This is a genomic window from Desulfosporosinus meridiei DSM 13257 (assembly GCF_000231385.2).
In the GTDB taxonomy this organism is placed as follows: Bacteria; Bacillota; Desulfitobacteriia; order Desulfitobacteriales; family Desulfitobacteriaceae; genus Desulfosporosinus; species Desulfosporosinus meridiei.
In genome coordinates this window covers 52,498-67,196 of the sequence record NC_018515.1, presented here as the reverse complement: position 1 = coordinate 67,196, position 14,699 = coordinate 52,498, and the positions used below count along the sequence as shown (strand labels likewise).

Below are 14,699 nucleotides of genomic sequence, written 5' to 3'. Positions count from 1 at the left end.
AACTTGGCTAGCGCCCGAAGACACTGGCTTCGCACGTATTAAACCTTCTTGCGGTATATAACGCAAGTTTATAACTTTCTGACTGTAAAATAAAAAACCGCCTTTCGGCGGTTATATTAGTAACGACTTGATCCTCTACCTCCACGTTTAGAGTCTGTGGCACGACGGAATTCAGTTTGACGTTCATCACTGTCTTTTATAAACTTAGCCAATTTATCCTCAAAGGACACAGTCGGCGGAAGACGGCGTTCACGACCCACATTACGAACAGTGGGGTTTGCTTGTTTAATAGAGAGTCCTATTTTCCCTTTTTCGTCAACGTGAATGACCTTTACTTTAACATGGTCTTGTTCCTTTAAGTAATCTCGAACGTCCTTGACATAAGCATCTGCGACCTCCGAGATATGTACTAGTCCGGTAATTCGATCCGGCAATTCAATGAATGCCCCAAAGTTCGTGATCCCTGTAACGACACCTTCAACAATACTGCCAACGTCAATGGCCATACGAAGCAAACTCCTCCTTGTGATGATCTATCTATACTTATCTATATTATATGCAGTAGATTTCATGCCTGTCAAGGTTAAGAAGACTAATGTGCAGTACTAATTCTTGGGAGAAATGAGAATTTCGCCTTGTTTTACAAGGCCTAGCTGTTCACGGGCTAACTGTTCAATGTAACTCGGCGTGTTTAAACGAGTAATCTCTTCATTGAGAAGTTTCTCTTGTTTAAGCAATTTGGCCTTTTCCTCATTCAGCTGAGCTAGTTGACCGTCTACCCTAGTTCTAAGATTCCATATCTGCCACATCGAACTTCCGACGATTATCATGACTGTTAAAAATATAAGAATAGAGCTTTGACGAATTCGGACTCTTTGGTAATTTCTTGAGTTAATCTTCCGACGAGCCCTCTTCATCTAATTCCTCTCCTCCTAACCCAAGTTCCGTACCTGGAATAATACATACAATTTCGTACCCCTTACTTCTTGCCCGAGTTAATAACGTAGCAACTGAGCTCTGACTAAGATGAAGGCGCTTAGCAATGTCCTCTAAAGATTTTCCACTTTCTTTGAGAATTACTGCTTGGCGTTCCCGAAAACTAAGTTTCTCTAAACCCCTAATTTCTAGTTGCACCCCGGCACGCCCTTGCTTAAAGTTATTCACAATTTGTGGATATACTGTGGACATATTGCCTACAAACCATGTACAAACTACTTACAATTGGGATAATATCTTCATTATAGTCACTAAGCCTTAAGGAATCAATACCTCTGGAAAATTTTAGCCATTTGTTCGTGGGGGTAACAGACTCTTCAACCATTCCCGCAGTTTGATTTTCGTGTTTACAACTCTCTTAAAAAAGATAACTTCTCCAATTCTAAAAAGAAGCAAACTTAACCATTGTAAAATAGCGAAGGGTGGTCGCATAATCAGTACTAAGCCACGAATAGGAATCCTAATGCCTCTATGGATAAGCTCCACGAGAAATGCTATAAATCTATAGAATCCAAAGAAAGCTCTCAAGGCAAACCGGCTTAAAACTTTCAAGTACAACCCTAAGCCCAGCAAACTCCCCCAAATAATATACATGCGGAAGTCAAGGGCATTAGCTCTTTCAAAATAGTAAAATAGTATCACCATCGCTATTAGTGAAAAAGTTACGTCCCCGAAAAATGTTAAGATTTGCCCCCAGTTTTGCCAGCGACGAAAAGAACGGTAAAAGTCAAAAACTAATCCCACAGCCGCGCCAGCGAAGATTACCCAAAAAAATGTTTCGAATTCTGAGATTGCCCTTCCTCCTCTCCCTCTAATTCTAATAAGCTTTGGGAGGAATCCATTTAATCCAGGTCAACGAAATACTCTGTTCAAAAATCCACGACGTGAAGCATTCCCCGGACTTCGATGATAGATTAAAGCACCCACCGACCCCTGAAGATCTACTAAACCTTCTTCAAGATTAAGCAACTTAATGCCTAACTGATCCCCTTTGACACTTAAGATCCCAAGTTCGGTTTCCAGAATAATTTCCTTGGGGTCAAAGGACTGAACCTTTCGGATCCCCGACAATTCGAGAAGTTCTCGGTTCTCCATGACAAGGCGATGCCCTTTGGCAGCTTTTTCGACCATGCCCCATCCCCCTATCTCTTTTTCTTCTATAACCCTATTCAGCTTGCCCGAACTTTAGACATTAGGAATTAGTTTTAGTTGTAACGCAATTCATTCCTCCTTAAAGACATTACTGGAATATGATACGTTCAGGCTCTGAAAAAGTTCAGACTACCGGCAAATTACTCCAAACTATCTATTCACTTGTCATCCAGATTCTCTTCAAGGCACTCAAGTGAATCAACACGTACTTTTAAGCGACAATCCAATGTTCTTTCTCCTTTCCAATCCCAGAAGATTATACTCTGATAGTAATTTAGTTCTTGAATTATTGCTGACGAAAGTAAAAAGGGGCCACCCCTTATTGAATGTCCTTAAACATTCAATAGGAGGTAGCCCCTTATACTTTCTGATGTATTAAAAAAACAGAGTCTCTTTAATTAAGACTCTGTCCTTCGTTCATCTCGAATCAATTCGTAGAGCGTCTGTGCTTCGTTAGCTTTAACACTGTTCGGAGTTGACAATACTTGAACTTCAATCACTCGATTAGCAAACTCTAAAACTATTCGATCCCCTATTTTGACCTCTGCCGAGGGCTTAGCAAGCCTTCCGTTAATTGAAATTTTTTCACCAACACAGACGTCCTTAGCTACCGTCCGGCGTTTTATTAGTCTAGATACTTTCAGATATTTGTCAATACGCATATAACCCCCCCTTTATAGGTCTTTGGGTCAGTAGGCTTCGTTTACATCCTGCAAGACCAGCTAATTCGTGCAACCCCATCAATAAACTTTGGGGCAAGACAAATCTTGGCAGATATACAAAGTCAGGTTCCAGCAAGACCTAGAACCTGACTTTATCACCAGTCCGAAGACTTATTTCTGTACTGCGTCCTTGAGAGCTTTTCCTGCCTTGAAACCAGGCACCTTTGCAGCAGGGATTTGAATTTCTTCCTTGGTTTGTGGGTTTCTCCCTGTCCGTGCTGCACGTTCTTTAACTTCGAAAGTACCGAATCCAACTAGTTGGACTTTTTCACTTTGTGCCAACGATTCCTCAATCACTTCAAAAACAGCTTTTACTGCTTTCTCTGCATCCTTCTTGGACATGTCAGCTTTCTCTGCAACTGCGCTAACTAATTCAGCCTTATTCAAAATGAGTCCCTCCTAAATAACTGATCTACTACGTAAATTATATTTCGCGATAAAAAACCATTCTCCTGCTTTTTTTGGATTAGATTACTCCATATTACCACTTTTTTCTTGGGATTTTGCCTTTTCCCAGAAAACATCCATCTGTTCAAGAGAAAGAAGCTCAAATTCAATCCCATTGTCTTTGCTTAACTCAACCATTTTTAAAAAACGTCTCTGGAACTTATGTATTGTATCCCGCAAAACTTCTTCAGCATCAAGCTTTAAAAACCTCGAAAGATTAACGATTGCAAACAACAAATCACCGAACTCTTCACGAATTCCAACCTCATCAGCTAAGGCATTCTCTAGCTCTTTTAATTCCTCCAGCACTTTAGCCCAAGGGCCTTCTATATCTGACCAATCAAATCCTATTTTTCCTACTCTGCGTTGTGTAGAAGTCGCCCACATAAGAGCCGGTAAACCTTTAGGATCACTAAAGAAGTCAGACTCCTTACGGTTCTCGCTCTGTTTCTCCTTTAATTTGATTTTATCCCAAGTGACAATGACGTCATCCGCGGTCTCTGCCCTTTCCTCTCCAAAAACATGAGGATGCCTACGAATCATTTTTTGAATAACTTCTCTCAAAACATCTTTAAGTCCAAAGGTACCTGCTTCAGTGGCAATCTGAGCATGAAAAACTACTTGCAATAGTAAGTCTCCCAACTCTTCACACAAATTATACATATCTTGTTTCTCAATAGCATCGATAACTTCATAACTTTCTTCAATTAAGTATTTCTTTAATGACTCATGGGTTTGTTCTCTATCCCATGCACAACCTCCTTCCGAACACAAAGTCCTCATTACTTTAGCCAACCTATTAAAAGAAGTGACCTCTGTATTTGGGGGTAAAACAATTGTTGTCAAATGGTCATATTCTCCATGATCCATTTCATAAAGCGGAAGCCTGTCAATATGCTCGTAGGCTGTTCCTAAGGCTTGGACAACATAAACCCAAGCTTCATCAGGATAGACTTCCATAAGATCCAATTTGACCTCAGAAGCAATTAATTTATTATACACTTGGGGAACAATCAGCCACTCCCGCCCTGTATGTTCGAAGTCCTTAAGGGCACTATAGTTTATTATTGAGACTCCATCGATTGGGTCGAATTTCAAAACCCTAAAAATCTCATCCACAAAACTCATAGCTGGGTGGATTACTACATCATACTCTTGCGCAAGCCTTTCTTCAATTAGTTGTACAGTCTTTTCCGCAACCATGGGATGTCCGGGTACCGTATAGATAACCTCAGGGCTTTTACTTAATTCCTGGCGAAGATGCTCAATTATCGTTTCATAGACTTCCTCAAAAGTATTTTCTTTTGCATAGACTTCATCAAATGATTCTATACATACCCCTTCTGCCATTAACTCTTGCACACAAGGATGCTGAGCTGTGCGCGCAAAGACTTTATTCGCACTACAGATACGTCGATAGTTTCCAAGGGTTAACTGCTCTAGCCCAGCCGGGCCTAACCCAATAACATGAAGACACGAAGACATTTTCGGTATCACCTCTTATATATTTTACCACAAACTTTCTTGGTCAGTATAGCCAAATCGCCGCTCTTACGCCTTACCGGCGTAAGAGTTTGGTCAAAAGTATGAAAATCGTGTTATTTATATTCTAACCAAAATTAACCCCGAGTTTGTATGATATAAAAAAAAAGCGGTGAGACCGCTTTATCAAAGTTTATCACTCCATATTAGGATGTGTTCATTTTTTCTGGAGAACGCCCTTCTAATGCGATTCTCCTTAGCGCCTGACTTTGCGCCTTTAGTATGTTGCAAATCTCTATGCCTAATAAAGTCCATCGATAACTATGTAAGTCTATGGAATTAAGTTTTATTGTTCCATTTGTTTGGCTAAAAATCCGGCTGCGGTTTCTACCAATTTAACTTCCAAGTCACCCATCTTCATGTTAGCATCTTTGGACATTAGAATCACTGCACCAATTGGATCTCCTTGGGTAATAATTGGTGCGACTACTTCACTGGTAACTTTGCATTCCTCATCCTCATTATCCGGGCAAGTTTTACAAGAGGCATGTTCTCCTGCTATACCTATTTGTACAGTCTTTCTTTCTTCCATTGCCTGTTCTACTGCCGGGCCAATGGCTTTATTCAGATACTCTTTCTTTGATGCCCCAGCGACAGCGATAATTGTATCTCGGTCGGTAATACAGGTTATATGCCCCGTCGCCTCAAATAATGAGTCTGCATATTCTTTGGCAAACTCTCCCAATTCGCGGATAGGGGAATATTTTTTTAATATTACTTCACCTTCCCGATCAACAAAAATCTCTAACGGATCTCCTTCTCGAATACGAAGAGTCCGACGAATTTCTTTTGGTATAACGACACGACCGAGGTCATCGATTCTTCTTACTATACCTGTTGCTTTCATAGACGCACATTCCTCCTTTTGTCGTTTTCGAATCCTATTTCGTCTTGTCCTTTTTGCTTCTGTAGTTTTTATTTGTAAATTCAATGATAGTATATATCTAGGGATTGCCAATTATTCATTATTTTCCAATGCAAAACAAAAGAAGGCATCTTTACAATGCCTTCTTTCACCCGTTTTCCTAGCTTATTGGCTTATATCCTTGAGAATACTCTATTTTTGCATTTTTTCGAAGATCGTCAAAATAGGTCTGAAACTTTGCGTCTTTAGCTTGGTTCAAAGCGTCCTGTCCTACTTGACCCTTCACCTTTTCGTATTCTGGAGCCGCTGCAGGTGTATGAGCTTCAACTTTAATTATATGATACCCAAATTCGGTTTTCACAGGTGTTGTTGAATAGGTTCCTACTTTTTGAGCAAAAGCCGCAGTTTCAAATTCAGGAACCATTTTTCCCTTTGTAAAAGATCCCAAATCCCCGCCAGACTCTTTAGCCCCTGGTTCAATGGACTTTTCTTTAGCAAGCTCTTCGAAATTAACGCCCGTATCTAATTGAGCGATGATTGCTTTGGCTTCATCTTCAGTCTTAACTAGAATATGCCGAGCCTTTACACTTTCAGGTTGACTGTAATAGGCAATATTTTGATCATAAAAAGATTTGATATCCGCATCACTCACTGTAACATCATTGGTAATTTTTCCGTAAACTGCCAAGAAGTTTCGTAATTCGGTTTCTGCCATTCCTTGTTGTTTAAGAGTATCTTGAAATGTTGCTTCATCACCCATGTTCTTTTTAATAGTTTCCTCTTGCTCTTTTACTTTTTCATCCTCTGGATTAAGGGCAAGCTTTTTAACCTCTTGGGCCATTAGCTCCCCTTCAACCATACGATCTAACAATTGACTCTTGATCTGGGGTAATGCTTGTTTTCCTTGGTCAGTGTCGAATTTCATACCCTGTTTTTCATAAATTTTTTGGGCCTCTTCAACACGAGCATCATAATCTTTCACTAAGATTGGACTTTCGTTAACTTTAACTGCCCATTTTCCTCCAACCAGCGAAGAGCACCCCGTGGTCACAAGCATCAATGCCAGCACTCCATAAATCAACCCAACACGGGACCTTCTCATATAGACACACCCTTTCAATTAGACGTGAGAATAGTATATCAAGGAGTTGTCCTTGAAGCAATGTCGCAAAATGTCGAGAGCACCCGGCGAACTGCCTCTATGGTTGCTTCTTGACCAAGGGTTCGAATACGTATCTTGCACTCTAAATTTCCATTAGGCATAGTTTTAAACGACAATGGATAAGGGGATGCTGACGCCACGGACATCAGATGTTCACCGGTCAAGAAGTCAATATTAGCTAAGAAACGCAGACTAACGTTTTGTTTGGCCTGCTGGATTTGCTCGATTTTCAACGAACCAGCCAATAATTTTATTCGAATAATTTCAATAAGGTGTTCCACTTCTCGGGGAGGGGTTCCAAAACGATCGACCAGTTCATCCACCATCTCACTAAGTTGCCCCTCATCACGCACCATAGCTAAGCGTTGATACAGTGATGCTTTGGTTTGATTATCCGCAACATAGGTATCAGGTAAATAAGCATCCACTTGCAGTTCAATGCTAGGTTCTATGGCCTCTTCAACTTTCTCCCCACGAAGTTCCTGAACTGCTTCTTTTAACATCTGACTGTACATTTCAAATCCTACAGCAGCCAAATGCCCGTGCTGCTGAGCACCAATTAAATTCCCAGCACCCCGAATTTCTAAATCTCGCATCGCTATCTTAAAACCTGCTCCATATTCTGTGAACTCACGTATAGCAGCCAAGCGTTTTTCGGCAATTTCTGTAAGAACCTTTTGAGGCTTATACAAAAGATAAGTATAAGCTTTACGATTAGACCGTCCGACCCTCCCTCGCAGTTGATAAAGTTGAGATAATCCAAAATGATCTGCCTCATCAATAATCAAAGTATTGGCGTTAGGCATATCCAGCCCTGTTTCAATAATTGTTGTGGATACCAAGACATCCATTTCATGTTCTAGAAAATCCAGCATAACTTTTTCTAATTCTCTTTCGCGCATTTGCCCATGGGCTACTCCAAACCTCGCTTCAGGCACTAATTCACTCAAGAAACGTGTAACTTGATCCATATCCTCAACTCGGTTATGCACATAGAAGACCTGTCCTCCGCGTTGGATTTCACGACGAATTGCCTCCCGTACCACATCAGCTCTAAATTCAGTAACATAGGTTTGAACGGGATAACGCCCTTCCGGCGGGGTCTCGATAACACTCATATCCCGAACTCCCACGAGGGACATATGCAGTGTTCTGGGGATTGGAGTTGCCGATAAAGTCAACACGTCTACATTTCCTTTAAGGGTTTTAAGTTTTTCTTTGTGTGCAACGCCAAAACGTTGCTCCTCGTCGATAACCAATAACCCTAAATCATTGAATTTGACAGCTTCTGAAAGGATACGATGCGTCCCCACTATTATGTCAATCTTCCCATCTTTAAGTCCCTTAATTATTTCCTTTTGTTCCTTCTGGGAACGAAAACGGCTTAGCATCTCTATACTTATCGGATACCCAATAAAGCGTTCTTTAAAGGTATTGAAATGTTGTTGAGCAAGAATTGTGGTAGGAACAAGTACTGCTACTTGTTTGCTATCCATCACAGCCTTAAAGGCTGCCCGAAGAGCAACTTCTGTTTTTCCGTAGCCAACATCTCCACAAAGCAACCGATCCATAGGTCGTGAACGCATCATATCCGACTTGACGTCGGCAATACTCTGAAGTTGATCTGGAGTTTCAACGTAGGGAAACTTATCCTCAAATTCATTTTGCCAGACATTATCCTGGGAAAAGGCATAACCTTTAATAGCTTCTCTCTGCGCATATAGCTTTACCAGATCAATAGCCATTTCCTTGACAGCACTTCTGGTCTTCTTCTTGACTTTATACCATTCTGAACCGCCAAGTTTGTAAAGCTTCGGCAAAGTTTCCCCAGCACTCCCCAAATACTTCTGAAGGAGATGGAGTTGATCTAAAGGAACATAAAGCCGGTCTTCCCCAGCATAACGAATCCCAAAATAGTCTTTGGCAATGCCACCCACTTCTAACCGTTCAATACCTGTAAATTGACCTATTCCATGATGAACATGAACTACAAAGTCTCCGGGCTTAAGATCCGATACAAAAACATTCTTCGGAACCGGTGGGTTTGGTTTTTTGCCGGCAGCCTTACTCTCTCGTTTGTAGATTTCTGCTTCGGTCAGAATAACAAGTTTCCCCAAAGGCAACTCGAAGCCCTGATCAAGAGAATATGGATAGATATAGACATTTCCTTCCTCAACCGGATCCTGTAGCTCTTTACGAGCTGCAGTTACTCCTCTATCCTTCAGGCCTTGAATCAACCGGTCAACATGATCCTCATCTCCAACAAATAGCGCAACCACGTTCCCTGCATCCTTGCGATGTACAATCTCATCAACCAATTTACTTGTTTTCCCCATAAAACCTGTTAGAGGTCGAGCATTAAGGTTAAAAATTCGCTTGGGCGAAAGCCCAGGCGCCTGCCTCAGGAGAGTAGAAAGTCCGATCAAGGGGTGATGTTCGCCAAATTTCAATAGTTCCTCGTAAGCAATATATTGTGACTCTGGGTGAACAATTCCTTCGCCGTTTTCCAATTGCTGGGTAAAATCCAATAAACGCTCATTGGCTTGAAACTCCAACTGTTCTTTTAGACGCAGAGGCTCATCAAGTACAATAAAATGGTCATTGGAAAGATATGAGAAAAAGGGAACGAGTGGTGTATTGACTAAACTTAAAAATGGATAAACATTTTCATCCAGAATCCCTTGTTCAAGGCGTTCCACTAAGAAATCAACTTTGTTTTGTAGGTGCTCAGCGACTTCTCTTCGCCCTGAGCGCTGGAGTCGTCCAGTGGCTTTGCGAGCCTCAGCCCGAATGGCATAACGGAGTTCTCCTAACTCTTCCTTAGTAATGATGTATTCCATAGCAGGAGAAATTGAGACCTTGTTCATAGAGCCGGTAGATTTTTGAGTTCCTAAATCAAAGGTTCGGATCGAATCCACTTCATCATCAAAAAACTCAACTCGTACAGCCCAGCCATCTAAGGGGGCAATATCCAAGATCCCGCCCCTTAAGGCAAATTGCCCCTGTCCTTCTACAGTCTCTACTCGTTCATATCCTCCGGTAATAAGTAAGGAAAGAATATCTGACAATTTGTACCTCTGGTTAATTTCAAACGTTAAAGTAAACTCTCTCCACCGTGAAGAAGGGAACAAGCGACGTTCAACAGCAAGGACAGAAGCGACTACTGTACATTTTGGATCATGTGACAATTGGTTTAAAACGCGGATTCTTTCGGAAGTAGTTTCTTTGCTTCTCCCCAATATTTCGAAAGGAAGCCATTCCGTAGTTGGAAGATGTAAAATAGTCTGATCAGAACACCACGTCCGCAGATCATTGACCCACTTTTGAGCTTGCTCCTCTGAATAGGTCAAAATCAACCCCGGCCTCGATCTTTGAAAAACCTGAGCGACAAACGCTGCCTTTTGACTTCCTGTTAAATCATAAATCATTTGGGGCCATTCTCTATGACTTAAGGATTGATTAATCTCCTTAATATCGAGCCCCTGTCGCAGATAGTTATGAATAGTATTCAAGATGTCCATCCTTTCGGGTATTAAAGAAACTTAGCTAGAAGTTTATTATTAATAACTCATTCATTTTACGACATTCAAAAAAGATGAACGCCCGCTCAAGGGCCCCCATTCACCAGCCCTAACGCCAATCATAGCTGCGGCTGCGTTCATCAACATTTTATTCTACCTAGTCGTTAAACATGATCTAGGATTTAAGATTAATGATATACATTGCGCGGCTTAGTTTCCATATCACGTAAACAATCCGTACAAAGAGTATAGGCTACGTTACCAATAATATCCATTATAGGATCCGAGTTATTGCTGGTCAAGTCGTTTAATTCAATTTCACCAATAATTCGATCACAAGCATGACAAACCTTAAAGATTTTCATCCCCTAATTCACCCCCTAGCTAGTAGAATTACCCCTAGGTTAGGAGGTTATACTTGATCCTACCGATGATACAAATTCATAGCCCGGCTATATTCCTCTTTTATCCATAAATAGCTGGCTTTTTCAGCCCTTTCTAATACATCATCCAACATCTGCGATTCATCATCTGAAAAAGGAGCAAGGACGTATCGGGCAGGATCCCACTCTTTCGGCGGACGCCCTACTCCCAATTTAAGTCTCCATAACTTTTCAGATCCTAGTTCGCCCTGAATCGATTTAATCCCATTATGTCCTCCCGCACTACCCTGATCACGCAGACGGAGTTTACCAAGAGGCAAATCCATATCATCTTGTACTATTAGTAAATCATCCAGCGGAATTTTATAGAATTTAATAAGCTCAGCTACAGAACGTCCGCTTAGATTCATAAATGTTTGAGGTTTTAAGAGAAATAATCGTTCCCCCTCAATTTGCCCCTCTGCCACTAATCCTTGGAACTTAGAGCGAAATTGCAGATTATGAACCTCTGCAATAAGATCAATCAACAAAAAACCGATGTTATGACGAGTCTCTTCGTATTGAACGCCAGGATTTCCCAGGCCCATGATGACCTTCATCTTATCTCCTCCAAAGCATATTCATGCCACACTTTGAATACATTCTTTAAGAATAGGAAACGAATTCACACTAAATAGAGGGGGTGAACTATGAAACCCAGCAGAAAATTTCTATCCTTACCCATTATTTCCCTCCAAGAAGGACAGCAGCTAGGCTATGTAAAAAGCTTAATTCTTAATGCAAGCACAAAATCCCTTGCAGCAATTGTCGTAGACCCTAAGGGCTTTTTTAAGGATCAACGCATTATACCCTATGCAAAAGTCGTCAGCGTTGGCGACGATGCGATTACCATTAGTAAGGAGTCTCACGTTGAAAAAACCTCAAGTATGCCTGAGTTATTAGATTTAGTCAAGGAAAAGCTGACCATCATCGGAACAAAAATGGTCACAGAAACCGGGAAAACCCTTGGAACAGCAGAAGAGTATTATGTAGATCCAAGTACCGGTAAAATAACAGAGATTGAGATTTCTGGTGGCAAGTTAGAGGGCTTTCTTAATGGCAAGGCGTCTATTTCGGCAGATTACATTACCACTATCGGCCATGATGTTATTATAAGTCAAAAAGGAAGTGAAAATGCACTTACTGTATCAGACAAAGGCCTGAGTAATTCCTTTAAAAATCTTATTCATACAACATCCAGCCTAGCCTCCGACACCACTCATACTATCAGTCATTATTTTAAAAAAGATAAGGTTAAATCTGTCTCTCAGCTCCCCGATACTAAAGAACTGGTCATTGTTCCGCAAGCCGGCTCAGATCTGCCAATTGAGGAGGAAACTGTCTCAGAGATACCTACACCCAAAGACCCCCAGGGATAAAGCCCCGGGGGCCTCTTTTTATGCTTTTGCTCTATTTCCTCAGACAATAGGTCCAACTTATTAACTAAAAAGTTTGCTCACTGAGAGATCTTCATGAATCCGAACTATAGCTTCCCCTAATAATGGAGCTACTGACAAGACTTTAATTTGGGGAATTACTTTCTCCCTTAAAGGTATTGTATTCGTCACGACAAGTTCACGAATAACCGAGTTAGCCAAGCGTTCCACAGCAGGTCCTGACAATACAGGATGAGTACAACAGGCATAGACTTCCTTCGCTCCCCGCTCAACCAGAGCCTGAGCTCCTTGAGTGATTGTTCCGGCTGTATCAATAATATCATCAATCATAATAACCGTTTTACCTTTCAACTCTCCGATGACATGCATGATTTCCGAAACATTTGCTTCCGGTCGTCTCTTATCGATAATAGCAAGTGATGCACCAATCCGTTCAGCTAAATCTCTGGCCCGAGTTACGCCACCTAAGTCCGGAGAAACCACACAGAGGTTTTCCAGACCCTTCTCCCTAAAGTATTCTGCCAAAATAGGCACACCGGGCAAGTGATCGAGTGGAATATCAAAGAATCCTTGAATTGCAGGAGCATGTAAGTCCATAGTGACAACACGATCTGCTCCAGCGGTTGTTATAAGGTTCGCCATCAACTTTGCTGTAATAGGGTCACGAGCCCTAGTCTTTCGCTCTTGACGTGCATAACCATAATAAGGCATAACTGCCGTAATTCGACGTGCTGACGCCCTGCGTATAGCATCGATCATAATCAGCAATTCCATAATATTGTCGTTTGTCGGGTAACATGTTGGCTGAACAACATAAATATCTGCCCCTCGGACACTTTCATCGATAGCTAAACATGTCTCTCCGTCTTGGAAACGTTTAATTTTCGCTTGACCGAGTGGTACTCCCAGATAGTCTACAATTTCTTGTGCCAATGGACGATTAGCATTCCCACAAAAAATTTTAAATTCCTTTGCTGCCATGCCTCTTTTTGCCCCCTATTTAATCTTTTCGCGATGCCAATGTTCCTTGATAACTTGTTGGCTCCGTTCAACAACCAAGGCCTTTGCCGGTACATCCTTAGTAACAGTTGACCCTGCACCCGTGACTGCATATTCCCCCACTTCGACAGGCGCAACTAAATTAGTATTGCTGCCAATAAATGCATGATCTCCAATCTTGGTGAGATGTTTGTTAACCCCATCATAGTTACAAGTAATTGTTCCCGCTCCGATATTAGCAGATTTCCCAACATGCGCATCCCCAATATAACTTAAATGGGGCACCTTGGCTCCAGCTTCAATCCAGCTATTTTTGATTTCGACAAAGTCCCCTATCTTGACCGCAGGTCCTAACTTAGTGCCTGGACGCAAGTAACTGAACGGACCAATATTACAACCTTCACCTATTTCCGAATCCCTAGCTACCGTGTAAGTTACTGCGGCACCACATCCAACGATACAATTATCGATGGTTGTCTGTGGCCCAATAACAGCATCTTCTTCAATCACAGTTTTACCTAATAATCGTGTAAACGGCAATATTGTCACGTCCTGAGCCAGTTCTACATCTATCCCAATAAATGTAGACACCGGATCAACAATTGTAACTCCCTCGGCCATCCAATAGTCTAAGATGCTCTTACGTACAATTGCCTCAGCCTCAGCTAATTGACCACGACTATTAATGCCTAGGGCTTCATAGGAATTGGTTGTACTATAGGTTAATATTTTTTCTTGATTTTTAAGGAAAATATCAAATACTTCCGTTAGATAATATTCCCCTTGGGCATTCTGGGTTGTAATCTTTGACAGTGCAGTTTTTAATGCCGATCCCTTAAAACAGTAGGTCCCGGTGTTTATTTCCTTAATCTCCCTTTCCTCTGGACTTGCATCTTTTTCTTCAACAATCCTAACAAGATCCACACCCTTTTTAATAATCCTGCCATATCCAAAAGGCTGCTCGATAACGGCTGTCAAAACCGTAGCACTGGCCCCCTGAGCCTGATGCAATTCAACCAGAGCATTTAAAGTCTCGGATCTAAGCAACGGTTGATCACCGCTTAAAACAAGAACCGTCTGATCATCTTCTACATAAGGCATCGCTTGCAGAACTGCATGTCCGGTACCAAGTTGTTCAGTTTGAATGACAATCTCCGCTCTATTATTTATACAGGCTTCGACACTCTCCCGGCCATGTCCTACAATAACCAGCGGGCGGTTAACCCCGACTTTGCCCACCATATCCAAGACATGTTCTACAAGAGTTTTTCCAGCCAATGTATGCATAACTTTCGGCAACTTTGATTTCATTCTTGTACCTTTTCCTGCTGCCATAATCACCGCTACCAAATTAGACATAATCTAATTCGCCTCCAGCTCTAGTTTAACCTCTACTTATTTTATATACCCGTAAAAGTATAACTTTCAGATGGCTTAAGTGCAACTAAGACTTTTGTAGCAGACCTCAAATCTA

16 protein-coding genes are annotated in these 14,699 nt (G+C 41.5%); 1 reads left to right on the top strand and 15 read right to left on the bottom strand.

Annotation, left to right across the window (positions count from 1 at the left end; all coding sequences use genetic code 11):
* Positions 1-116: 116 nt before the first annotated feature.
* From DESMER_RS00330 to pth, 13 genes are all read right to left on the bottom strand, one after another.
* Complete coding sequence (locus DESMER_RS00330; RefSeq protein WP_014901100.1) at positions 117-506, bottom strand: S1 RNA-binding domain-containing protein; 390 nt, start codon at positions 504-506, stop codon at positions 117-119.
* A 99-nt stretch (positions 507-605) separates the two neighbouring features.
* On the bottom strand, positions 606-917 hold the full coding sequence (locus tag DESMER_RS00325; RefSeq protein WP_014901099.1) for an FtsB family cell division protein: 312 nt from the start codon (positions 915-917) through the stop codon (positions 606-608).
* Positions 892-1,134, bottom strand: coding sequence for a sigma factor-like helix-turn-helix DNA-binding protein (locus tag DESMER_RS00320; RefSeq protein WP_042334147.1), 243 nt, complete (start codon positions 1,132-1,134; stop codon positions 892-894). Before DESMER_RS00320 ends, DESMER_RS00325 begins: the two co-directional genes overlap by 26 nt.
* A 147-nt stretch (positions 1,135-1,281) precedes the next feature.
* The gene (gene yabQ / locus DESMER_RS24875; RefSeq protein WP_042333214.1) at positions 1,282-1,788 is read right to left on the bottom strand and encodes a spore cortex biosynthesis protein YabQ; all 507 of its coding nucleotides are present in this window, start codon (positions 1,786-1,788) and stop codon (positions 1,282-1,284) included.
* Positions 1,789-1,848: 60 nt separating this feature from the next.
* Positions 1,849-2,127, bottom strand: a complete 279-nt coding sequence (gene yabP / locus DESMER_RS00310) for a sporulation protein YabP (RefSeq protein WP_014901097.1) — start codon at positions 2,125-2,127, stop codon at positions 1,849-1,851.
* Positions 2,128-2,546: 419 nt separating this feature from the next.
* Positions 2,547-2,810 carry an RNA-binding S4 domain-containing protein gene (locus DESMER_RS00305; RefSeq protein ID WP_014901096.1) on the bottom strand — a complete coding sequence of 88 codons (264 nt, stop codon included), beginning with the start codon at positions 2,808-2,810 and terminating at the stop codon, positions 2,547-2,549.
* 171 nt (positions 2,811-2,981) lie between these two features.
* Positions 2,982-3,257 (bottom strand): HU family DNA-binding protein, encoded by a 276-nt coding sequence (locus DESMER_RS00300; RefSeq protein ID WP_007778009.1) that lies wholly within the window; start codon positions 3,255-3,257, stop codon positions 2,982-2,984.
* A gap of 84 nt (positions 3,258-3,341) precedes the next feature.
* Complete coding sequence (gene yabN, locus DESMER_RS00295; RefSeq protein ID WP_014901095.1) at positions 3,342-4,802, bottom strand: bifunctional methyltransferase/pyrophosphohydrolase YabN; 1,461 nt, start codon at positions 4,800-4,802, stop codon at positions 3,342-3,344.
* Between the two features lie 343 nt (positions 4,803-5,145).
* Positions 5,146-5,706 (bottom strand): stage V sporulation protein T, encoded by a 561-nt coding sequence (gene spoVT / locus DESMER_RS00290; protein ID WP_014901094.1) that lies wholly within the window; start codon positions 5,704-5,706, stop codon positions 5,146-5,148.
* Positions 5,707-5,884: 178 nt separating this feature from the next.
* The gene (locus DESMER_RS00285; RefSeq protein ID WP_042333212.1) at positions 5,885-6,826 is read right to left on the bottom strand and encodes a peptidylprolyl isomerase; all 942 of its coding nucleotides are present in this window, start codon (positions 6,824-6,826) and stop codon (positions 5,885-5,887) included.
* Positions 6,827-6,864: 38 nt separating this feature from the next.
* Positions 6,865-10,407, bottom strand: coding sequence for a transcription-repair coupling factor (gene mfd, locus DESMER_RS00280; RefSeq protein WP_042333211.1), 3,543 nt, complete (start codon positions 10,405-10,407; stop codon positions 6,865-6,867).
* A gap of 188 nt (positions 10,408-10,595) precedes the next feature.
* Positions 10,596-10,772: a hypothetical protein gene (locus DESMER_RS23875; RefSeq protein ID WP_014901091.1), complete on the bottom strand. Its 177-nt coding sequence runs from the start codon at positions 10,770-10,772 to the stop codon at positions 10,596-10,598.
* A gap of 59 nt (positions 10,773-10,831) precedes the next feature.
* Positions 10,832-11,389 (bottom strand): aminoacyl-tRNA hydrolase, encoded by a 558-nt coding sequence (gene pth / locus DESMER_RS00275; protein ID WP_014901090.1) that lies wholly within the window; start codon positions 11,387-11,389, stop codon positions 10,832-10,834.
* Between the two features lie 90 nt (positions 11,390-11,479).
* Between pth and DESMER_RS00270 the strand changes: the two genes are divergently transcribed.
* The gene (locus DESMER_RS00270) at positions 11,480-12,208 is read left to right on the top strand and encodes a PRC-barrel domain-containing protein (RefSeq protein WP_014901089.1); all 729 of its coding nucleotides are present in this window, start codon (positions 11,480-11,482) and stop codon (positions 12,206-12,208) included.
* Positions 12,209-12,268: 60 nt separating this feature from the next.
* Here DESMER_RS00270 and DESMER_RS00265 read toward each other — a convergent pair whose 3' ends face one another.
* Positions 12,269-13,207 carry a ribose-phosphate diphosphokinase gene (locus DESMER_RS00265; protein WP_014901088.1) on the bottom strand — a complete coding sequence of 313 codons (939 nt, stop codon included), beginning with the start codon at positions 13,205-13,207 and terminating at the stop codon, positions 12,269-12,271.
* A 15-nt stretch (positions 13,208-13,222) separates the two neighbouring features.
* Complete coding sequence (gene glmU / locus DESMER_RS00260) at positions 13,223-14,584, bottom strand: bifunctional UDP-N-acetylglucosamine diphosphorylase/glucosamine-1-phosphate N-acetyltransferase GlmU (RefSeq protein ID WP_014901087.1); 1,362 nt, start codon at positions 14,582-14,584, stop codon at positions 13,223-13,225.
* Between the last annotated feature and the right edge of the window lie 115 nt (positions 14,585-14,699).